This window comes from Streptomyces himalayensis subsp. himalayensis (assembly GCF_013778455.1).
In the GTDB taxonomy this organism is placed as follows: Bacteria; Actinomycetota; Actinomycetes; order Streptomycetales; family Streptomycetaceae; genus Streptomyces; species Streptomyces himalayensis.
The window spans coordinates 33,980-53,457 of the sequence record NZ_JACEHE010000017.1; the positions used below are offsets into that span (position 1 = coordinate 33,980).

Annotated in this window: 22 protein-coding genes; 9 read left to right on the top strand and 13 right to left on the bottom strand. The window is 69.6% G+C overall.

Annotation, left to right across the window (positions count from 1 at the left end):
* The first annotated feature begins 13 nt into the window (after window positions 1-13).
* Together H1D24_RS25805 and H1D24_RS25810 are read left to right on the top strand one after the other, a co-directional pair.
* Window positions 14-1,030: an aldo/keto reductase gene (locus H1D24_RS25805; RefSeq protein ID WP_181660085.1), complete on the top strand. Its 1,017-nt coding sequence runs from the start codon at window positions 14-16 to the stop codon at window positions 1,028-1,030.
* 24 nt (window positions 1,031-1,054) lie between these two features.
* Window positions 1,055-1,669 (top strand): TetR/AcrR family transcriptional regulator, encoded by a 615-nt coding sequence (locus H1D24_RS25810; RefSeq protein WP_181660086.1) that lies wholly within the window; start codon window positions 1,055-1,057, stop codon window positions 1,667-1,669.
* Window positions 1,670-1,737: 68 nt separating this feature from the next.
* On the opposite strand, the gene H1D24_RS25815 is transcribed toward H1D24_RS25810, so the two are convergent.
* Both H1D24_RS25815 and H1D24_RS25820 read right to left on the bottom strand, forming a co-directional pair.
* A complete protein-coding gene (locus H1D24_RS25815; protein ID WP_181660220.1) occupies window positions 1,738-1,944 on the bottom strand; it encodes a hypothetical protein in 207 nt (68 codons plus the stop codon).
* 285 nt (window positions 1,945-2,229) lie between these two features.
* Window positions 2,230-3,612, bottom strand: coding sequence for a glycine--tRNA ligase (locus H1D24_RS25820; protein ID WP_181660087.1), 1,383 nt, complete (start codon window positions 3,610-3,612; stop codon window positions 2,230-2,232).
* 206 nt (window positions 3,613-3,818) lie between these two features.
* On the opposite strand from H1D24_RS25820, the gene H1D24_RS25825 reads away from it, so the two are divergent.
* The 4 genes from H1D24_RS25825 to H1D24_RS25840 all read left to right on the top strand — a co-directional run bounded on the left by H1D24_RS25825 (window position 3,819) and on the right by H1D24_RS25840 (window position 7,160).
* On the top strand, window positions 3,819-4,841 hold the full coding sequence (locus tag H1D24_RS25825; protein ID WP_258564320.1) for a metal ABC transporter substrate-binding protein: 1,023 nt from the start codon (window positions 3,819-3,821) through the stop codon (window positions 4,839-4,841).
* Between the two features lie 49 nt (window positions 4,842-4,890).
* Complete coding sequence (locus tag H1D24_RS25830; protein ID WP_181660089.1) at window positions 4,891-5,679, top strand: metal ABC transporter ATP-binding protein; 789 nt, start codon at window positions 4,891-4,893, stop codon at window positions 5,677-5,679.
* A gap of 9 nt (window positions 5,680-5,688) precedes the next feature.
* Window positions 5,689-6,639: a metal ABC transporter permease gene (locus tag H1D24_RS25835; protein ID WP_181660090.1), complete on the top strand. Its 951-nt coding sequence runs from the start codon at window positions 5,689-5,691 to the stop codon at window positions 6,637-6,639.
* 101 nt (window positions 6,640-6,740) lie between these two features.
* Window positions 6,741-7,160 (top strand): Fur family transcriptional regulator, encoded by a 420-nt coding sequence (locus tag H1D24_RS25840; protein ID WP_181660091.1) that lies wholly within the window; start codon window positions 6,741-6,743, stop codon window positions 7,158-7,160.
* Window positions 7,161-7,190: 30 nt separating this feature from the next.
* On the opposite strand, the gene H1D24_RS25845 is transcribed toward H1D24_RS25840, so the two are convergent.
* The 4 genes from H1D24_RS25845 to H1D24_RS25860 form a co-directional block, all read right to left on the bottom strand.
* On the bottom strand, window positions 7,191-7,730 hold the full coding sequence (locus H1D24_RS25845; protein ID WP_181660092.1) for a YcxB family protein: 540 nt from the start codon (window positions 7,728-7,730) through the stop codon (window positions 7,191-7,193).
* Window positions 7,731-7,782: 52 nt separating this feature from the next.
* Window positions 7,783-8,616 carry an isoprenyl transferase gene (locus H1D24_RS25850; RefSeq protein WP_181660093.1) on the bottom strand — a complete coding sequence of 278 codons (834 nt, stop codon included), beginning with the start codon at window positions 8,614-8,616 and terminating at the stop codon, window positions 7,783-7,785.
* A 70-nt stretch (window positions 8,617-8,686) separates the two neighbouring features.
* Window positions 8,687-9,433, bottom strand: coding sequence for a DNA repair protein RecO (recO, locus tag H1D24_RS25855; protein WP_181660094.1), 747 nt, complete (start codon window positions 9,431-9,433; stop codon window positions 8,687-8,689).
* Between the two features lie 39 nt (window positions 9,434-9,472).
* Window positions 9,473-9,688 carry a hypothetical protein gene (locus H1D24_RS25860; protein WP_181660095.1) on the bottom strand — a complete coding sequence of 72 codons (216 nt, stop codon included), beginning with the start codon at window positions 9,686-9,688 and terminating at the stop codon, window positions 9,473-9,475.
* Window positions 9,689-10,065: 377 nt separating this feature from the next.
* Between H1D24_RS25860 and H1D24_RS25865 the strand changes: the two genes are divergently transcribed.
* Complete coding sequence (locus tag H1D24_RS25865) at window positions 10,066-10,899, top strand: helix-turn-helix domain-containing protein (protein ID WP_181660096.1); 834 nt, start codon at window positions 10,066-10,068, stop codon at window positions 10,897-10,899.
* The gene (locus H1D24_RS25870) at window positions 10,881-11,162 is read left to right on the top strand and encodes a DUF397 domain-containing protein (protein WP_181660097.1); all 282 of its coding nucleotides are present in this window, start codon (window positions 10,881-10,883) and stop codon (window positions 11,160-11,162) included. The genes H1D24_RS25865 and H1D24_RS25870 overlap by 19 nt, the downstream gene beginning before the upstream one ends.
* Window positions 11,163-11,179: 17 nt before the next feature.
* On the opposite strand, the gene H1D24_RS25875 is transcribed toward H1D24_RS25870, so the two are convergent.
* Together H1D24_RS25875 and H1D24_RS25880 are read right to left on the bottom strand one after the other, a co-directional pair.
* A complete protein-coding gene (locus tag H1D24_RS25875) occupies window positions 11,180-11,503 on the bottom strand; it encodes a helix-turn-helix domain-containing protein (RefSeq protein ID WP_181660098.1) in 324 nt (107 codons plus the stop codon).
* Window positions 11,500-11,880 (bottom strand): type II toxin-antitoxin system RelE/ParE family toxin, encoded by a 381-nt coding sequence (locus H1D24_RS25880; RefSeq protein WP_181660099.1) that lies wholly within the window; start codon window positions 11,878-11,880, stop codon window positions 11,500-11,502. The genes H1D24_RS25875 and H1D24_RS25880 overlap by 4 nt, the downstream gene beginning before the upstream one ends.
* Window positions 11,881-11,942: 62 nt before the next feature.
* Here H1D24_RS25880 and H1D24_RS25885 point away from each other — a divergent pair, with 62 nt between their 5' ends.
* A complete protein-coding gene (locus H1D24_RS25885; protein WP_309484449.1) occupies window positions 11,943-12,197 on the top strand; it encodes an IclR family transcriptional regulator domain-containing protein in 255 nt (84 codons plus the stop codon).
* A 5-nt stretch (window positions 12,198-12,202) separates the two neighbouring features.
* Here the strand turns inward: H1D24_RS25885 and H1D24_RS25890 are convergent, their stop codons facing one another.
* The 5 genes from H1D24_RS25890 to leuA all read right to left on the bottom strand — a co-directional run bounded on the left by H1D24_RS25890 (window position 12,203) and on the right by leuA (window position 19,344).
* On the bottom strand, window positions 12,203-12,934 hold the full coding sequence (locus tag H1D24_RS25890) for a response regulator (protein WP_181660100.1): 732 nt from the start codon (window positions 12,932-12,934) through the stop codon (window positions 12,203-12,205).
* Entirely contained in the window at window positions 12,931-14,238 is a 1,308-nt protein-coding gene (locus H1D24_RS25895) for a sensor histidine kinase (protein ID WP_374064366.1), read from the bottom strand. Before H1D24_RS25895 ends, H1D24_RS25890 begins: the two co-directional genes overlap by 4 nt.
* 90 nt (window positions 14,239-14,328) lie before the next feature.
* On the bottom strand, window positions 14,329-16,425 hold the full coding sequence (locus H1D24_RS25900) for an MMPL family transporter (RefSeq protein ID WP_181660101.1): 2,097 nt from the start codon (window positions 16,423-16,425) through the stop codon (window positions 14,329-14,331).
* A 292-nt stretch (window positions 16,426-16,717) separates the two neighbouring features.
* Complete coding sequence (locus H1D24_RS25905; RefSeq protein WP_181660102.1) at window positions 16,718-17,422, bottom strand: tellurite resistance TerB family protein; 705 nt, start codon at window positions 17,420-17,422, stop codon at window positions 16,718-16,720.
* A gap of 173 nt (window positions 17,423-17,595) precedes the next feature.
* Window positions 17,596-19,344: a 2-isopropylmalate synthase gene (leuA, locus tag H1D24_RS25910; RefSeq protein WP_181660103.1), complete on the bottom strand. Its 1,749-nt coding sequence runs from the start codon at window positions 19,342-19,344 to the stop codon at window positions 17,596-17,598.
* Window positions 19,345-19,478 lie beyond the last annotated feature (134 nt).

Sequence of the window (19,478 nt, forward strand, 5' to 3'; positions counted from 1 at the left end):
CCCTGGAGTCACCATGCAAACCCGCACCCTCGGGTCCACCGGCCCGCGCACCTCCGCCCTCGGCCTCGGCTGCATGGGCATGTCCGCGCTGTACGGCAATGCGGACCGGGCCGAGTCGATCGCGACGATCCATGCCGCTCTCGAAGCGGGCATCACCCTGCTCGACACCGGCGACTTCTACGGCATGGGCCACAACGAACTGCTGATCAACGAGGCTCTGCGCACTGCCCCCGCCTCCCTGCGCGAACAGGCCCTCACCAGCGTGAAGTTCGGCGCCCTGCGCGATCCGGACGGCGGCTGGTCCGGATACGACGGCCGCCCGGCCGCGGTGAAGAACTTCGCGGCGTACTCCCTGCAGCGGCTCGGCGTCGATCACATCGACATCTACCGGATCGCGCGCGTCGACCCCGACGTGCCGATCGAGGAGACGGTCGGCGCCATAGCCGAACTGGTGGAGGCGGGGCACGTCCGGCACATCGGCCTCTCGGAGGCGGGCGCGCACACCATCCGCCGGGCCGTCGCCGCGGCTCCCATCTCCGATCTCCAGATCGAGTACTCACTGATCTCCCGCGGCATCGAGGAGGAGATCCTCCCCACCGCCCGCGAACTGGGCGTCGGCATCACGGCGTACGGCGTGCTGTCCCGCGGTCTGATCTCCGGCCACTTCACCCGGGACCGGCAGCTCGCCGCGAACGACTTCCGCGGCATGAGCCCCCGCTTCCAGGGCGAGAACCTGCAGCACAACCTCGACCTCGTCGACGCTCTGCGGAAGATCGCCGAACAGAAGGGCATATCGGTCGCCCAGACGGCGATCGCCTGGGTGCTGGCCCAAGCCGACCGGCACAACGCGGACATCGTGCCGCTCATCGGCGCACGCAGCCGCGACCGGCTGACCGAGGCTCTCGGCGCCTTGGACGTGGTCCTCGACGAGTCCGATCTGAGGGCCATCGAGGAGGCCGTGCCGGCCGGCGCTGCCGCGGGCGACCGCTATCCTGCGGCCCAGATGGGACACCTCGACAGCGAGCGCTGATCCGCGAACGGTACGGTCAAGGCCATGGCACCCGAGCCCCTGACCTCTGAGCGCATCCTCGAAGCGACCGAGGAGGTGCTGCGCCGCCACGGCCCGGCCAAGGCCACCGTGGTCGACGTGGCCCGCGCGCTGGGAGTCAGCCATGGCAGCGTGTACCGCCATTTCCGCACGAAGGCGGAGCTGCGCGAGGCGGTGACGAAGCGCTGGCTGGACCGCACGACCGAGACGCTGCAGCGGATCGCACGGACCGAGGGCGAACCGACACCGGAAGTCCTGAGGAAGTGGCTGGCGGAGCTCTTCGCCGCGAAGCGGCACAAGGCAGGCGACGACCCTGAGCTGTTCGCCACGTACGAGGTGCTGCTCGACGAGAACAGCACCGTCGTCGAGCAGCACATCGCCGATCTGGTGGGACAGCTCACCGACATCGTCGAAGACGGCGTACAGCGGGGCGAGTTCACAGCCGCCGCGGGCTCCGATGCCGCGGCGACAGCTCGCGCGGTGTTCGACGCGACGGGCCGCTTCCACGACCCGGCGTATGCGCCGGAGTGGTCGCGCCCCGGCATCGAGGACGCCTTCGCGTCGGTGCTCGGCCTGGTGCTACGCGGGCTGGGCGCCGAGGCGCACGGTTCCGCCGGCTGACCCTCACGCCCCGCCCGATCGCCGGGGGTCGCTACGGCCGATACGGCCCGCTGCGGCTGCTACGGCTGCTACTCGGCCGACGGATCCAAGGTCGCCTGGTGCGCCTCCGCGAGATGCTCTTCCGCCTTGAGCCAGGGCAGGAACTGAGCACCTCTGCGCCAGCCGCAGGTGTCGCAGACCAGCAACCGCTGGACACCCGCGCGCCGCACCCGGACGATGTGCTCCCGCCCGTGCTGGTCCCACCTGCTCACCTTGCTCGTGGTCATCGAGGGCATCATGCCTCCCACCCCTGAGTAAGCGTCGCGCCCAGTGTGCACGACTGCTACGCCCGGGAGGGCCACTTCCCTCCGTTGTGGGCAAACGTTCCGCTGGGAGGCTCCCGTTGTGGGCGATCGTCCGCTGGGGCGATGGGGGCAACTCCCATGCCCTTAAGGCAATGGGGGAGGGTGGGCACAACCCCACGACGCCGGGCGCGCATCACATGGGCCGGCCCCGGCGAGAACGACGGTGCCCGGGCCCCCGTACAGGGACCCGGGCACCGTACAAGCACAGCGCAGCGCCTAGCAGCCGATCAGCCGGGCCGCCAGATACCCCTCGATCTGGTCCAGGGACACCCGCTCCTGCTTCATCGAGTCACGCTCACGCACAGTAACGGCGTTGTCCTCAAGCGTGTCGAAGTCCACGGTCACACAGAACGGCGTGCCGATCTCGTCCTGCCGCCGGTAGCGGCGGCCGATCGCGCCCGCGTCGTCGAACTCGATGTTCCAGTTCTGGCGCAGCGCCTGCGCAAGGCCCTTGGCCTTCGGGGACAGCTCCGGGTTCCGCGACAGCGGAAGCACCGCGACCTTCACCGGGGCGATGCGGTGGTCGAAGCGCATGACCGTGCGCTTCTCCATCTTGCCCTTGGCGTTGGGCGCCTCGTCCTCGTTGTAGGCGTCCAGCATGAAGGCGAGCATCGTGCGGCCGACACCGGCCGCGGGCTCGATGACGAACGGCGTGTAGCGCTCGCCGGCCTCCTGGTCGAAGTACGACAGGTCCTGGCCGGAGGCCTTCGAGTGGGCCGACAGGTCGTAGTCGGTGCGGTTGGCGACGCCCTCGAGCTCGCCCCACTCGCTGCCCCCGAACTGGAAGCGGTACTCGATGTCAGCGGTGCGCTTCGAGTAGTGGGAGAGCTTCTCCTTCGGGTGCTCGAACCAGCGCATGTTCTCCTCGCGCAGACCGAGGCCCGTGTACCAGTTCCAGCGCTCCTGCATCCAGTACTCGTGCCACTTCTCGTCCTCGCCCGGCTTGACGAAGAACTCCATCTCCATCTGCTCGAACTCGCGGGTGCGGAAGATGAAGTTGCCCGGCGTGATCTCGTTACGGAACGACTTGCCCATCTGGGCGATGCCGAACGGCGGCTTGCGACGCGAGGTCTGCTGGACGGCCGCGAAGTTCGTGAAGATGCCCTGCGCGGTCTCGGGACGCAGGTAGGCGATGGAGCCGCTGTCCTGCGTCGGGCCGAGGTGCGTGGACAGCAGACCCGAGAACTGCTTGGGCTCGGTGAACTGGCCCTTGTTGCCGCAGTTCGGGCAGTTGATGTCCGCGAGGCCGTTCTCCGGGAGGCGGTTGTGCTTCGCCTCGTAGGCCTCCTCCAGGTGGTCCGCGCGGTACCGCTTGTGGCAGGAGGTGCACTCGGTGAGCGGGTCGGTGAACGTGGCGACGTGCCCGGAGGCCTGCCAGACCTCGGTCGCCAGGATCACCGACGAGTCGATACCGACGACGTCCTCGCGCGAGGTGACCATGTAGCGCCACCACTGGCGCTTGAGGTTCTCCTTCAGCTCGACGCCCAGCGGCCCGTAGTCCCAGGCGGCACGCTGGCCACCGTAGATCTCACTGCACGGGTAGACGAAGCCACGGCGCTTGCTCAGGCTGACGATGGTGTCGATCTTGTCGGCGGCCACGGTGCTCTCTTCATTACGACGACGGGCGACGAAGCGACTGCTTCAGAGCATTGCTTCACAGCGAATGATTCAGGTTACCGGCGCTCACACCCCCCGGATCAAATCGGTTCGCCCCTCAGACGCGCTGTGACCGCGCAGTGACCATGCACAGGGCTTCCACTGATCTTTATTGACAATCGTTTCCAGATTTGTTGAAAATGACTGTCATGAACGTACGCCGCAATCCGGCCACCTCCCGACCCGGTTCCCGAATACGCACCAGCATCGCTGTCGCCGCCGCCACCGCGCTCGGCCTCGGGGCGCTCTCGGCCTGCTCCAGCTCCAACGCCGCCGACGGCGACAGCAGCGGGAAGCTCGACGTCGTGGCGTCGTTCTACCCCATGGAGTTCCTAGCCGAGCAGATCGGCGGGGACCACGTGAGCGTCACCAACCTCACCGAGCCCGGCCAGGAGCCGCACGACCTGGAGATCAGCGCCAAGCAGACCGCGCAGCTCCAGGAGGCCGACGCCGTCCTCTACCTCAAGGGTCTCCAGCCCGCCGTCGACGACGCGGTGCAGCAGTCCGAGGTCAAGACCAAGATCGACGCCGCCACGCTGACCAGCCTGGAGGAGCACGGCGAGGAGGTCGGCGGCCACGCCGAGGAGCACGACGAGCACGCCGAGGAAGAGCACGCCGAGGAAGAGGGCCACGACCACGAGGCCGAGGGCGGCAAGGACCCGCACATCTGGCTCGACCCCGTGAAGTACGCCGAGGTCGCCGAGGGCGTCGGCAAGGCCTTCGAGAAGGCCGACCCGGACAACGCCGCGGAATACGAGAAGAACACCGCCGCGTTGGTGAAGAAGCTCGACGGCCTGAACACGCAGTTCGAGGACGGGCTGAAGAACACCGACTCCAAGGTCTTCATCACCACCCACGCCGCCTTCGGCTACCTGGCCGAGCGCTACGGCCTCACCGAGGAGGCCATCACCGGTCTCGACCCCGAGACCGAGCCGAGCGCCGCGCGCGTCAGGGAGCTCCAGGAGATGGCCAAGGCCGACGGGGTCACCACCGTCTTCTACGAGACGCTCGTCAGCGACGACACGGCGAAGACCCTCGCGAACGACGCGAACCTGAAGACCGATGTCCTCGACCCGATCGAGGGCATCACCGAAAAGTCCCGCGGCGACGACTACTTCCAGGTGATGGAGTCCAACCTCCAGGCACTGCAGCAGGCACTCGGCGCCAAGTGACGCAGGCACCCCCTCCGCACCGCCGGAGCAGTACTGAAAGGCGCGAGCCATGAAGGCCATCCGGCCCGAGAACCCCGCCGACCCCGTCATATCCCTGCGGGGAGTGACGGCGGAGCTGGGCTCGCGCCCCGTGCTGCGGGGCATCGACCTCACCGTGCACCGCGGTGAGGTCGTCGCGCTGCTCGGCGCCAACGGCTCCGGCAAGTCGACGGCGGTCCGGACGGTCATCGGCCAGGTGCCCGTCAGCGGCGGCGAGATCGAGATCTTCGGCACCCCGCGACGCCGCTTCCGCGACTGGGCGCGCGTCGGTTACGTACCGCAGCGCACCACGGCCGCGGGCGGCGTACCGGCCACGGTGACCGAGGTGGTCTCCTCCGGGCGGCTCTCGCGCGCCCGCTTCGGGGTGCTGCGCAAGGCCGACCGGGAGGCCGTGCACCGGGCTCTGGCGCACGTCGGCATGACGGACCGCGCGAAGGACTCTGTCAACGCGCTCTCCGGCGGCCAGCACCAGCGCGTACTGATCGCGCGAGCCCTCGCCTCCGAGCCGGAACTCCTGATCATGGACGAGCCGATGGCCGGCGTCGACCTGGCCAGCCAGGAGGTCCTCGCGGCCACTCTGCGCGAGCAGGTCGCGGCCGGCGCCTCCGTCCTGCTCGTGCTGCACGAGCTGGGACCGCTCGAGCCCCTCATCGACCGCGCCGTGGTGCTCCGCGACGGCTGCGTCGTCCACGACGGGCCGCCCCCGGCCGCCGTCGGCCAGCACGCGCTGCCCGGCCACGACCACGTCCACCCGCACACCGCCGACGCGGAGCCGGTCCGTACCGGCCTGCTGAGTTAGGACCCGGCGATGGAAATCCTGAACTACGCCTTCATGCAGCGGGCCCTGCTCGCCGCCGTCCTCGTCGGCATCACCGCGCCCGCCGTCGGCATCTACCTCGTCCAGCGCCGCCAGGCCCTGATGGGCGACGGCATCGGCCACGTCGCGATGACCGGCGTCGGCCTCGGCTTCCTGCTGTCGACGTCCCCGGTGTGGATGGCGACGGCCGTGGCCGTGGTCGGCTCCGTGCTGATGGAGCTGATCCGCTGGTACGGCAGGACGCGCGGCGACATCGCCCTCGCCATGCTGTTCTACGGCGGTATGGCGGGCGGTGTGATGCTGATCAACCTCGCGCCGGGCGGCTCCAACGCGAACCTGAGCTCCTATCTGTTCGGCTCGCTGTCGACGGTGTCGCAGGGGGACGTGCTCGCCATCTGCGTGCTCGCCGCGCTCGTGGTGCTCGTCACGCTGGGCCTCAGGCGGCAACTGTTCGCCGTCAGCCAGGACGAGGAGTTCGCGCGGGTGACGGGGCTTCCGGTGCGCGCCCTGAACCTGCTCACCGCCATCACCGCGGCGGTCACGGTCACCGTCGCCATGCGGGTCGTGGGCCTGCTCCTCGTCAGCGCGCTGATGGTGGTGCCTGTGGCGGCCGCCCAGCAGCTCAGCCGGAGCTTCGCGGCGACCTTCGCCATCGCCGTGACGATCGGCGTCGGCGTCACGCTCGGCGGTACGGTCACGTCGTACTACCAGGACGTGCCGCCCGGCGCGACCATCGTGCTGCTGACCATCGCCGTGTTCATCGCCCTGACCGCGCTGGCCACGCCGCTCGCCCGGCGCAGGGCACGTGCCGTGGCGGCCGCCACCGGAGGCGAGGCGGGCGCGACGGACTGCGTGCTTCCGGAGGCCGCGGCCGGGGCGGGAACGGCCCCGCAGCCTGCTCCGGAGAAGGTGCCGGACAGCCGCACCCCGGCTCCGAGGTGAGCGTCGTCCGCGCCGGGACCGGATGCTCGCCGAGGGCGAGCGTCCCATCGGGCCGCGGCCACCTGGCACAATGGCCCGGCAGCTGATGTGAGGAGGCAACGGTGACGACCGCTGGACCAGTACGGGGCCGGTCCACCCGGCAGCGTGCAGCCGTGGCAGCCGCGCTGGACGAGGTGGACGAGTTCCGCAGCGCGCAGGATCTCCACGACATGCTCAAGCACCGTGGCGACTCCGTCGGGCTGACCACGGTCTACCGCACCCTGCAGTCCCTCGCCGACGCCGGCGAGGTGGACGTGCTCCGTACGAACGACGGCGAGGCCGTCTACCGCCGCTGCTCGTCCGGTGAGCACCACCACCATCTGGTCTGCCGCGTCTGCGGCAAGGCCGTCGAGGTGGAGGGCCCGGCCGTCGAGAAGTGGGCCGAGGCCATCGCGTCCGAGCACGGCTATGTGAACGTGGCGCACACGGTGGAGATCTTCGGTACGTGCGCGGAGTGCGCGGCGCGGTCCGACGAGGACTGAGCCCCGCGCCCCCGTGCTTTCGGGCCCTTCTCAGACCCGGCTCAGATGCCGGTCGAGGAGGGCCCGCAGCCGTTCCGCGTCCTCCGGGGAGCGCAGCCCGCGCTTGGGCAGCACCTCCAGGACCAGGATGTTCGGGTCGCGGCTGAGCAGCACCATGTGGTCGCGCGTCTCGCGGTAGCCGCGGAACAGCGACCACCGCTGCACCAGGGCCGTGTGCTCGGTCTCGGCGGCTATGCCGGTATCGGTCACCGTCGTGCGGTATTCGCCCTGCCAGGAGACGAGCTTGAGTACGTGGTGGGCCTGGAGGTGCGGGAGGGACCAGATCAGCACCGGAAGCATGACCGCCAGGGCCAAGGAGAACGCGGCGGACGCGCTGTTCACCGCGTCCATGGTCACTACGTGCCGAACGGCCAACGCCAGGAACATCATCACCAAGGCCCACCGCAGCACCACGAGGCGCCGGATGCGGTCCCGCACCCCGATGCCCGTGCGTATGTCCCTACGCGTCGGCCGGTAGGCCAGCTCGACGACGTCCGCGCCCTGGATGATGTCCCGCCCCTGGTGAACCATGGGCGGAACCCTAACGTCCCGTTCCGGCCTGCGAAATCGAGAGCCGGACGGGCTACGCCTGCTCGCCCTCCATGGCGAGCAGCTCCTCGTTCGGGATCGCCCCGCCGAAGCGGCGATCGCGCGAGGCGTACTCCAGGCAGGCCCGCCACAGGTCGCGCCGGTCGAAGTCCGGCCACAGGACGTCCTGGAAGACCATCTCGGCGTAACTGGACTGCCAGATCAGGTAGTTGGACGTGCGCTGCTCGCCGCTCGGGCGGAGGAAGAGATCCACATCCGGCATGTCCGGGTAGTACAGATACTTCTGGATCGTCTTCTCGGTGACCTTGGCAGGGTCGAGCTTTCCGGCCGCGACGTCGGCCGCCAGCTTCTGCGCGGCGTCCGCGAGCTCGGCCCGCCCGCCGTAGTTGACGCAGAAGTACAGCGTCATCCCGTCGTTGTCCTTCGTCTGCTCCTGTGCGACCTGGAGCTCCTGCACGACGGACTTCCACAGCTTGGGCATACGGCCCACCCAGCGGATACGGATGCCGAGCTCGTCCATCTCGTCGCGCCGGCGCCGGATGACGTCCCGGTTGAAGTTCATCAGGAAGCGCACCTCGTCGGGCGACCGCTTCCAGTTCTCCGTCGAGAAGGCGTACAGGGAGAGGTTCTTCACGCCCATCTCCAGGCAGCCCTTGAGCACGTCCATCACGACGCCCTCGCCGACCTTATGGCCCTCGGTGCGCGGCAGCCCGCGCTCCTTCGCCCACCGGCCGTTCCCGTCCATCACGATCGCCACGTGGTTCGGGACCAGCTCGCCGGGCAGCTTCGGCGGACGCGCCCCGGACGGGTGCGGCTCGGGGGCCTTGTACTCGCGGCGGGGGCGTCCGAGCATCCCGCGTCGTGCCATGAGGCTCACGTCTCTCTGCTCTCGACTTTCTGCTTGCTGGGGCTTGCTGGGGCTTGCTGAGTGAGGGTTGCTACTTTTCCACGTACCGCAGGGAGCGCAGTCCGCGCTCCAGGTGCCAGTGCAGATACGCCGACACCAGGCCGCTGCCCTCCCGTACGTGCCGAGGCTCGCACGCGTCCGCGGTCTCCCAGTCGCCGGTCAGCAGCGCGCCGAGGAGGACGAGAGCCTCCGGCGAGGGTACGACGCTGCCGGGCGCGCGGCAGTCGGCGCATACGGAACCGCCCGCCGCGACCGAGAAGAACCGGTTCGGACCGGGCATTCCGCATTGTGCGCAGTCGCCGAAGCTCGGGGCATAGCCGTTGACGGCGAGGGAGCGCAGCAGGAACGCGTCCAGGATGAGGTTTGGCGCGTGCTCGCCGCGGGCGAGGGTGCGCAGGGCGCCGACGAGCAGCAGATACTGCTGCACGGCCGGCTCGCCCTCATGATCGGTGAAGCGTTCCGCCGTCTCCAGCATGGCCGTACCGGCGGTGTAGCGGGCGTAGTCGGTGACGATCCCGCCACCGTACGGAGCGATCGTCTCGCTCTGCGTGCAGAGCGGAAGCCCGCGGCCGATCAGCTCGCTGCCGCGCGCGAAGAACTGCACGTCCACATGGGAGAAGGGCTCGAGCCGCGCCCCGAACTTCGACTTGGTCCGGCGCACTCCTCGGGCGACGGCGCGCACACGGCCGTGCCCGCGGGTCAGAAGCGTGATGATGCGGTCGGCCTCACCGAGCTTCTGGGTCCGCAGCACGATGCCGTCGTCCCGGAACAGACTCATGGAGCCATTCTCTCCCACGGCTCCCGGTGCCGTGGCGGGTCACGGCACCTCGCCCCGGCTGCGCGCGTTCGCGTACGCGGTGGCCGCGCGCAACCGCTCCGCCGCGGTCGCGGCCCGTACGGCGCCGGGTTCGCAGTCCCACTCCCGGCCGCCACCGAGGGGTCTGAGCTGAACGTACGGCCCCTCGTGGCCCACCACCCGGCCCACCTTGCCGGTACGGGTGTCGACGGCGTACGAACCGATGGGGGGCTTCATCGTGCGGCGCCCCCGTCCGCGGCGGGGGCCGAATCCGGCGCAGCGCCGCCGAGGGCCGCCGCCAGGCGGGCGGCGACAGCGACGGAACATCGGCCCAATTCGATCAGCGGACATGGGGCATCGCGCGCCACGGTCACCAGGTCGATCCGCAGGGAAGGCAATGTAATTCCCGCCCGCGCAAGCGCCATGCGCAATTCCGTCACCGTCTCCTCCGCCCCCTCGACGCACCGCGCCGAGTGTCGCCCTCTATCTTCCGCCTTCACCGGTTCCCTTTCCCATCGACATTCCATACTTCACATCTCCACGATGCCGCTGCGCACCTACACTCGACAGGAGCCGGATCTCTACAAGTGCAGTGCACAACAAGGGGGTTGGCCATGGCCAATGGTTCACGGCAGGCTGCTTGGGAGTTCTTCGGGGCAGAACTGAAACGACGCCGCGAAGACACGGGTTTCACCCAGGTGGAGCTGGGTTCGCGGGTCTTCGTATCCGGCGCATACATCGGCCAATTCGAACAGGCAATTCGCAAGCCCCAGTTGGATGTCGCCCAACGGATCGACGAGGTCCTGCAAACCGGCGGTTTTTTCGAGCGGATGTGCAGGAAGCTCATCAATGACCGGCGCTATGCGGATTACTTCGCGCCGGTAGCAGAACTGGAAGCTTTGGCCACGAAAATCTGTGAGTTTGCGCCTGCGCTTGTGCCGGGGCTGCTGCAGACCGCCGAGTACACCCGCGCCGTCATGCTGGCGGGCAACCCGTTCGTGTCCGACGAGCACGTCGAGGAAAAGGTGTCGGGACGGTTGGAACGCGCTCAGCTCCTCAAGCACTCAACACGACCCGTGTATTGGGTCATCCTGCATGAACACGCGCTACGGCTGCCGGTGGGCGGCCCCGCTGTGATGGCCGAGCAACTCGACCACATCGCAGACCTGGGACGCGCGCGAAGGGTGCTGGTGCAGGTATTGGCGCACGCTGCTGGGGCGTACCCCCTGATGGGCCGGATGCTGCAGCTCATGGAGTTCGAGGACGCGCCGCCAACCGCCTATACAGAAGCGGTGTATTCGGGGAACCTGCTGGACGATCCGGCCCTGGTGAAGCGTGTGCAGGAGACATACGATCTACTGAGGGCCACCGCGCTGTCGCCTGAGGCGTCCCTGGCCCTGATCGAGTCGGCGGCGGAGGACCACAGACGATGCCCGAGTACGACCTGAGCTCGGCTCAGTGGCGTAAGAGCAGCCACAGCGACGACAACGGCGGCAGCTGCCTTGAGGTCGCATACGACTTCGTGGGCGCCGCCCGCTGGCGCAAGAGCACCTACAGCGACGGCGATGGGGGCAACTGCGTCGAGGTGTCCGACGGCCACCCCGGCGTCGTCCCCGTCCGGGACAGCAAGACCCCGGACGGCCCCGCATTGATTGTTCAGGGTGCCGCCTGGACGACGTTCACGGACGCCGTCAGCAAGGGTCGCCTGTAGCCGGTCGGCGCCCGCCGTCAGCCCACCTTGCGCAGCTCGCCGTCATCGAAGACGGCGACCATCACCAGGCTGCCGCCGAGTGCCTCGATGTATCGCGCCACGATGTCCGTTCCGGAGACCTGGCCGCTCTCGATCTGGGAGACCCTGCCCTTGCTGACGCCCATGTGTTCGGCGACCTGCGCCTGCGTGTACCCGCGCTCCTGACGCATCTCGACCAGGCGCCACGCGCGGGCCTCGGCGAGCATGCGCTGAGCGCCCTCGAGGAACATGTCCCGGCCGCCAACCAGCTCCTCTGCCCGCTCGCGGTGTCCAGTGGCCGACCACCTGATGTGTCCGCTCACTTTCCCAGCTCCTTCTTACGGTCGGCGACGTATTCGGCATACCGCTGCTCCGCCAATGGGATCGCCTCCTCATACCAGGCGCTCCAGGTCCTGGCCTTGTCACCGGCAACCAGCAGGATCGCGGAGCGCCACGGGTCGAACATGAAGAGAATGCGCACCTCACTGCGCCCTGCCGAGCCGGGCCTCAGCTCCTTCAGATTGTGCAACGCCGACCCCTTGATGCGGTCGACCAGCGGCCGCCCTTCAGCCGGACCGTGGCAGGCGAGAATCCAGATGGCCTGGTTGACAAGCACGTACGAAGCCGGATCCGCCTTCTCCAGGTCGTTGAGCCACTGATCGACGTCGCTGGTGAGGTACACGTCCCACTGCTCTTCCACTCCTGAGCCCTTTCGCGAGTTTAGCATTCACTAAACTGCGTCGCAGGGAGGCAGGGAGCCGAATCCAGCACTCTCACCCGGATGGGGCATGTCGCGCGTCAGCGCAAGAGAGCCAACGGGAGCGCGGCTACGCGGTCGACGACGTGGGGAACGAACACGAAATCCGCTGTGCCGGCGCCCCGGTCTTCGACCACAGCGGCACGGTGACCGCGGCCGTCAGCATGTCTGGACCGGCCTCGCGAGTCACGATGCGAATCGGGGTCTGGGGGCGGAGCCCCGAGTTTCGGGAAGGGGCGGGACTGGGAAATGCCCCATAGGGCCCTCACCCGCCGACGCCCGGCGTCACCAGCCCCGACTCGTACGCCACGATCACCAACTGGGCCCGATCCCGCGCCCCCAACTTCCCCATGATCCGACTGACATGCGTCTTCGCGGTGAGCGGACTCAGCCCCAGCGCATCGGCGATCTCCGTGTTGTTGAGCCCGCGCGCCACCAGCGTCAGCACCTGCCGCTCCCGCTCGGAGAGACAGTCGGGCCCTCCGGTCGCGGACGAAAACGTATCCGCCCCGGGACCACGCAGGACACGGGCGATCAGCCGGGCCGTGGGCCCGGGTGAGAGCAGTGACTCCCCCGCGGCCACCGTACGGATGGCGTCCAGGAGCTCGGCGGGTTTCACGTCCTTGACGAGAAACCCGGAAGCCCCCGCCCGCAGCGCCTCGATGATGTGCTCGTCGGTGTCGTAGGTCGTGAGCACGAGGACTTTGACGCCCGCCAGATCCTCGTCGGCGGCGATGATCCGCGTCGCCTCGATGCCGTCCACGTCGGGCATGCGTATGTCCATGACGATCAGGTCGGCCCGGGCGGAGCGGGCCAGTTCGACGGCTTCCCGGCCGGTGGCCGCCTGCCCGACGACCTCCATGTCGCGGGCCGACTCGACGAGCATCGCGAAGGAGGCGCGGACCAGCGTCTGATCGTCGGCGAGCAGCACTCGGATGGATGGCGGCGCCTCATACGATGCGGTTCGCGCCGACTGCGAGTCATGGGGCGGGGTCATCGGTCCTCATTTCGTACCGGAATGTCCGGAGTCCGCGGAGTCCGCGGAGTCCCCGGAGTCCCCGGAGTCCGCAGAGGCAGTACCGCAGTGACCGCGAACCCTCCCTCCCGGCGCGGCCCCGCGTCCAGCGCGCCGCCCACACTGCGGGCCCGCTCCCGCATGCCGACGAGTCCGAACCCGGGCGTGCTGACACGTCCGGACCCGGGCGTGCCGCCGGGCGTGGCCGTGCCGTCGTCGGTCACCTCCACATGGAGCGCGCCCTCAGCCGTGTGCAGCCCGACCCTGACCGTGACGTCCGAGCCCGCGTGGCGCACGGCGTTGGTCAGTGCCTCCTGCACGATGCGGTAGGCGGCCGCCCCCACGGCCGGCGGGGTGTCCTCGGCGTGCAGCGACACGTCGACCTTGGCACCGGCGGCGCGTGCGGCCTCCACGAGGTCGGGCAGGCCGTCGAGGCCGGGCAGAGGCCCGCGGGCGTCGCCGGTCTCGGGGTCCCGTAACACCTCGAGGGTCGTGCGCAGTTCGCCGCGTGCGGTACGGCAGGTCTCCGCGATGTCGTCCAGCGCCCCGGCGACGGCGTCCCGGTCGAGGCGGTCGGGGTCGGCGGCCAGCACATGTGCGGCCACCGAGGCCTGCACGCCGATGAGCGTGATGCTGTGCGCGAGCAGATCGTGCAGGTCGCGGGCGATGCGCAGGCGCTCCTCGGCGACCCGGCGGCGGGCTTCCTCCTCGCGGGTGCGTTCGGCCCGCACGGCCCGTTCGACGATGGAGGCGACGTACTGGCGGTAGAAGCGGACGTCGACCCCGAGGAACAGCACCGCGATGACCCAGCCGGAGGTCTGCAGCAGTTCCATCGCCTCATGGGTGTTGACGGTGAGCATGACGCTCACGGAGGTGCCGATGACACCGGCGCCGACCAGCATCGTGCGCAGCGGACTGCCGGTGACGGCCACGGTGTAGAGGGCGACGAACGAGCCCGGGGTGGGCGCGGCATGGCTGTTGTCGAGGCCGTGGTACGGCGCAACGCAGGCCACCACCGCGGCCATGACGAGCAGCGGCCTGCGCCGCCGCCATGCCAGCGGCACATGGGCGGCGAGCAGCAGGGTCCAGCCGAGTGCGTCGGGCCGGCGCCCGTCGCCGGTGAACAGCGCGAGGCCGATGGCGACCACGGCGAGGCCGACCGCGAGCAGCGCGTCGTTGCGCATGGCGTGCGGTGCGGTGCTCGGGTCGCGGTTGACGGCCTCGATGATGCGCTCGCCGAGCGAGGGCCGGGCGGCGACGGTGTCGGCCCCCCGGTCCCGTAACACTGTGAAGGTTCCCCTGTCCTGCACGGCTCCATCTTCCGTCAAGGGGCGCCCCTCCGGGAGAGGAGGAGCGCCCGGGGGTGGTCGGAGGCGTCAGGGCGTACGGACGGCTACCGGTTCCGGGGCGCGTGGCTGCGGGGGCCGTGGTGCCCGGGAGAGCTTTCCGGGCCACCACATGGTGCGGCCGAGCAGGACACTCGCCGACGTCACCAGGTAGGTCCGCACGAGGAACGTGTCGAGCAGGACGCCGACCGCGATGACGAAGCCCAGTTCGACGAGTTGCACCATCGGCATGTTCATCAGGACGGAGAAGGTCGCGGCCAGGACGAGGCCCGCGGAGGCGATCACGCCGCCCGTGGTGCGCAGCGCGGTCAGCGCCGCGGACGCGGGTTCCGTGCCCGACAGGGACTCCTCGCGCATGCGGTGCATCAGGAAGATGCCGTAGTCGACTCCGAGGGCGACGAGGAAGACGAACGAGAGCAGTCCGAGCCCGGGATCGGTGCCTTCGAAGCCGAACATCGGCTCGAAGACGAGGCCGGCGATGCCGAGTGCGGCGCCCCACACCGCCACGACTGCGACGAGCAGCAGCAGCGGCGCGACGATGCTGCGCAGCAGCGCGATCAGGATCAGCAGGACGGAGACGAGGACGAGCGGGACGATGATGGTGGTGTCGCGCGCGTTGGTGTCCTGAAGGTCGATCTGCTCGGCGCTGGGCCCGCCGACGTAGGCGCCGTCGCCGTCGAGCGTCGACCTGAGCGACTCGATCGTGGCGGTCTCGCCCACGGACTGGGGCGGGTCCTCGGCGATGACGGAGATCTCCGTCCAGCCGTCGCCGCTGCGGCCGCGTTCGGCGCCGTCCACGCCCTGGGTGGAGCGGATACCGGAGAGCACCGTATCCGCCTTGGCCGTGGGGGTGATCACTGTGATCGGCTGGGTGCTGCGTTCGGGGTAGGCGGCGGCCAGAGTCTCCATCGCGGCGACGGCCTCGGGTTTGTCGGTGAAGGAGTCCTCCTGCTTGAGGCCGCCGGGCAGGTTGAGCGCGCCCAGCGCGAGCGCCCCGAGCAGCACCGCGCCGGTCGCCAGCACGGCCAGGGGCCTGCGCCCGGCCGAGCTGCCCATCGCGGCGAACAGGCCCCGCCGCTGCTTGGGTTCGCTGCCGAAGGCCGGCACGAGCGGCCAGAAGACACGGCGGCCGAGCAGCACCAGCAACGCGGGCAGCAGGGTCATCATCGCGGCGAGCGCGCACAGTACGCCGACGGCGCCGAGCGGGCCCATGCCGCGGCTGCTGTTGAGGTCGGCGGCCAGCAGGCACAGCAGTCCGGCGGCGACGGTCCCGGAGGAGGCGAGGACGGCGGGTCCGCAGCCGCGCAGGGCGGCGCGCATCGCGTCGTACGGGCGTGGGATACGCCGCAACTCCTCGCGGTAGCGCGACACGATCAGCAGCGCGTAGTCCGTTCCCGCACCGAAGACGAGGATGGTCATCACGCCCGAACTCTGGCCGCTGATCGGTGTGTCGAAGATCTGGTTGAGGCCGTAGGCGACGCCCATGGCGAGGTAGTCGGCCACTCCGGCGGCGACGAGCGGCACGAGCCACAGCAGCGGGCTGCGGTAGATGAGGATGAGCAGGACGGCGACGACGGCGACCGTGGTGTAGAGCAGGGGGCCGTCGAGGGAGTTGTAGACCTCGCTCGCGTCGGTGGCGAGCGCCCCCGGGCCGCCGACGTCGACCGTGAGGCCGTCCCCTCCCTCGGTGATCTTCCGTACGTCGGTGACGAACGCGTCCCTGGCCTTCTCGTCCTGACCCGGCGCGTTGCTGGCGACCGGGTACATCAGGGTCGTCCCGTCGCCGGACGGAACGCCCTCCGGCGTACCGGTGAGGTCGAACTCGCCTGCGATACGGTCGACTTGGCCGTCCGCCGTGGCGCGGTCGGCGGTGGTGAGCCCGCCGTCGCGGTGGTAGACGAGGACGAGCTCCGTCGTCTCGCCGCCCGGCAGCTGGTCCTGGATCTTCGCTACCTGCGTGGAGTCGGCGCTCGCGGGCAGATAGTCGACGGCCCGGTCGCGCTGCACCTCGCCGAGGTTTCCGGCCAGCGGCCCGGCGACCGCGAGCACCGCGATCCAGAGCGCCAGCAGGATCCAGGGCACGGCGCGCCGCCGCCGCGAGTGGTGCGTTTCCGTTGCGGCCCCCATGTCGGGGTCCTCCCCTCCTGAACGGTGTCCGGTCATGGACCAGACTCCCGTCGCCGGAAGGACACTTCGTCGCGCGCGAGAGCGAGTTCGCGGCTACTGCCGGGGGCGGCTCGTACGGGGTGTTACGCCCCTGGGAGTACGCCGGTCGCAGGCACCTTTCACGGCACCTGCCGTCGTGGGTTGTGCCCGCCCCCGTTCCGCCCACCGGGGGTACCTCCCAGGCCGGGAGGCGCACCGCCCGGCAGCAGTACGTGGGCGGCGAGCGCCGGAGTCAGAACGGCGGGCGCAGGCGTCAGAACGGCGCCCGCGCCGCAGCAAGCAGCCGCGTCACATCGTCCTCGCAGATGGTGAGCGCCCGCCCCACCGTGCTGAGCACATCCCGCTCGGCCGGTGTGTACGGGCCGTCGGCCAGGGCGATGCGGGCCGCCTGCAGCAGGACGGACTCGCGGCCCGCCGGGAGGAGGTGGGGCGCCAGCGGATCGAGGGCTTCGTGGAGCTCTATGGCGAGGCCGGCGAGGCTCGCACCGCACTGTTCGGGCAGCAGCCGGCCGGTGTCGGCGGCCAGGGCCTCGATGAGCGCGGCGAGCTGTTCCTCGGTGCAGTCGTCGAATCCGGCGCAGCGCACGGCGGCGACGGCGCTCTCCAGCGCGGCACGCGAGGGGGCGCCGCCCGAGGTGAGGACGGCCAGGGCCACGGTGTGGACGGCGTCGCGCAGCATCGCCGCGAGGCGGGTGGTCGTCGGGTGGTCGAGAACGTCCGGTCCGAAGCGGTGCCCGCATGCGGTGCATTCGACGACCGGTCCGACGGCACCGCGCGGCAGCAGAGGGACACCGAGCAGAAGGAAGCGGCGTCGCCCGGTCCTGCGCTGGTAGTTGCGATCGCCCCCGCAGCCGGGGCAGAAGAACTCACCGTCGCCGACGGTGGTCCACACGGTGCGATTGCCGAGAATGCGCGCGATGGCAGCACTACGGCTGTTTCGTCCCCATTCTGGCAGCACGTCGTCGCACCTCCGTAACCCCGCGGCACCATCGTCGCGTTGGCGTGATGTTAGCCACATCGAAGATGTGGCGTCAGTACGTAGGACGCACATGGCGCCGACATGGCCAAGACACGACGCGGCCCCGCCCGCCTCGAGGGCGGACGGGGCCGGACAATCCCAGGTGAACGGGGTTATCGCGCCGCGCGGTTGACGGCGGAGACGACGGCCTTCAGCGACGCGCGTGTCGTATTCGCGTCGATGCCGATGCCCCACAGGACCTTGTCGTCGATCGCGACCTCGATGTACGAGGCGGCCAGCGCGGAGGCGCCCTCGCTCATCGTGTGCTCCTGGTAGTCGAGCAGGCGGGCGTCGACGCCGATGGCGCCCAGGGCGTGGAAGAACGCGGAGATCGGACCGTTGCCGGTGCCGACCAGGGTCGTCTCGACGCCGTCCACCTCGGCCTCGACGGTGAGCGTGTCCACGCCGTCCTTGTCCGTCGTGGACTGGCCGTTCTTGACCTGGATGCGGCCCCACGGGTTCTGGGGGTTCGGCAGGTACTCGTCCTGGAAGACCGCCCAGATGTCGCTGCCGGTGACCTCGCCGCCCTCGGCGTCCGTCTTCGCCTGGATGATCTTCGAGAACTCGATCTGCATCCGGCGCGGCAGGTCCAGCTTGTGGTCGTTCTTCAGGACGTACGCGATGCCGCCCTTGCCGGACTGCGAGTTGACGCGGATCACGGCCTCGTAGGAGCGGCCGACGTCCTTCGGGTCGATGGGCAGGTACGGCACCGCCCACTCGATGTCGTCGACCGTGACGCCATTGGCCTTCGCGTCGGCCTCCATCGCGTCGAAGCCCTTCTTGATGGCGTCCTGGTGGGAGCCGGAGAAGGACGTGTAGACCAGGTCGCCCACGTACGGGTGGCGCGGGTGGACCTCCATCTGGTTGCAGTACTCCCACGTACGACGGATCTCGTCGATGTCGGAGAAGTCGATCTGCGGGTCGACGCCCTGCGAGAACAGGTTCATGCCCAGGGTGACCAGGTCCACGTTGCCGGTGCGCTCGCCCTGCCCGAACAGGCAGCCCTCGACGCGGTCGGCGCCGGCCATCAGCGCCAGTTCGGCGGCGGCGACGGCCGTGCCGCGGTCGTTGTGCGGGTGGATCGACAGGCAGACGTACTCGCGGCGGGACAGGTTGCGGCCCATCCACTCGAAGCGGTCCGCGTGCGTCGACGGGGTGGAACGCTCCACGGTGGCGGGCAGGTTGAGGATGATCTCGCGGCCCGGGCCGGGCTGCCAGACGTCCATGACCGCCTCGCAGACCTCCAGGGCGAAGTCCAGCTCGGTGTCGGTGAAGATCTCGGGCGAGTACTGGTAGCCGAATTCCGTCTCCGGGCCCAGCAGCTTCTCTGCGTACTCCATCACCAGCCGCGTGCCGTCGACGGCGATCTGCTTGATGTCGTCCTTGGAGCCGCGGAAGACGACCCGGCGGAAGACCGGGGCGGTGGCGTTGTAGAGGTGGACGGTGGCGCGCTTGGCGCCCTTCAGCGACTCGACGGTCCGCTCGATCAGGTCCTCGCGGGCCTGGGTCAGTACGGAGATCGTGACGTCGTCGGGGATGGCGCCGGGCTCCTCGATGATGGAGCGTACGAAGTCGAAGTCTGTCTGGCCGGAGGCCGGGAAACCGACCTCGATCTCCTTGTAGCCCATCTTGACCAGCTGGTCGAACATCCGGCGCTTGCGCTCGGGCGACATCGGGTCGATCAGGGCCTGGTTGCCGTCGCGCAGGTCCGTCGACAGCCAGCGCGGGGCCTTGGTGATCCGCTTGTTCGGCCAGGTGCGGTCCGGGATGTCCACGGCCTCGTACTGGCCGTACTTCTGGATCGGCATCGCGGTCGGCCGCTGGAAATGCGTCCCATTGGTGATGGGCGTGGGATTCGACATGATGCGTGGGGCTCCTCAGGGGTCCGCGGGGGACGGCCGACGGGTCGAAGCGCAACACCGAACTCCGCGGGGAGGGGGTCGGCCTATCGACTACAGGCCCTCGCCGCGGCAGCTAAGGAGAAGCAGCCCGAAAC

Excerpts from the sequence above, each read along its gene's own strand:
- H1D24_RS25805 (WP_181660085.1), top strand. The coding sequence starts at position 14 with ATGCAAACCCGCACCCTCGGGTCCACCGGCCCGCGCACCTCCGCCCTC.
- H1D24_RS25810 (WP_181660086.1), top strand. The coding sequence starts at position 1,055 with ATGGCACCCGAGCCCCTGACCTCTGAGCGCATCCTCGAAGCGACCGAG.
- H1D24_RS25815 (WP_181660220.1), bottom strand. The coding sequence starts at position 1,944 with ATGCCCTCGATGACCACGAGCAAGGTGAGCAGGTGGGACCAGCACGGG.
- H1D24_RS25825 (WP_258564320.1), top strand. The coding sequence starts at position 3,819 with ATGAACGTACGCCGCAATCCGGCCACCTCCCGACCCGGTTCCCGAATA.
- H1D24_RS25830 (WP_181660089.1), top strand. The coding sequence starts at position 4,891 with ATGAAGGCCATCCGGCCCGAGAACCCCGCCGACCCCGTCATATCCCTG.
- H1D24_RS25835 (WP_181660090.1), top strand. The coding sequence starts at position 5,689 with ATGGAAATCCTGAACTACGCCTTCATGCAGCGGGCCCTGCTCGCCGCC.
- H1D24_RS25845 (WP_181660092.1), bottom strand. The coding sequence starts at position 7,730 with ATGGTTCACCAGGGGCGGGACATCATCCAGGGCGCGGACGTCGTCGAG.
- H1D24_RS25850 (WP_181660093.1), bottom strand. The coding sequence starts at position 8,616 with ATGGCACGACGCGGGATGCTCGGACGCCCCCGCCGCGAGTACAAGGCC.
- recO (WP_181660094.1), bottom strand. The coding sequence starts at position 9,433 with ATGAGTCTGTTCCGGGACGACGGCATCGTGCTGCGGACCCAGAAGCTC.
- H1D24_RS25860 (WP_181660095.1), bottom strand. The coding sequence starts at position 9,688 with ATGAAGCCCCCCATCGGTTCGTACGCCGTCGACACCCGTACCGGCAAG.
- H1D24_RS25865 (WP_181660096.1), top strand. The coding sequence starts at position 10,066 with ATGGCCAATGGTTCACGGCAGGCTGCTTGGGAGTTCTTCGGGGCAGAA.
- H1D24_RS25870 (WP_181660097.1), top strand. The coding sequence starts at position 10,881 with ATGCCCGAGTACGACCTGAGCTCGGCTCAGTGGCGTAAGAGCAGCCAC.
- H1D24_RS25890 (WP_181660100.1), bottom strand. The coding sequence starts at position 12,934 with ATGACCCCGCCCCATGACTCGCAGTCGGCGCGAACCGCATCGTATGAG.
- H1D24_RS25900 (WP_181660101.1), bottom strand. The coding sequence starts at position 16,425 with ATGGGGGCCGCAACGGAAACGCACCACTCGCGGCGGCGGCGCGCCGTG.
- leuA (WP_181660103.1), bottom strand. The coding sequence starts at position 19,344 with ATGTCGAATCCCACGCCCATCACCAATGGGACGCATTTCCAGCGGCCG.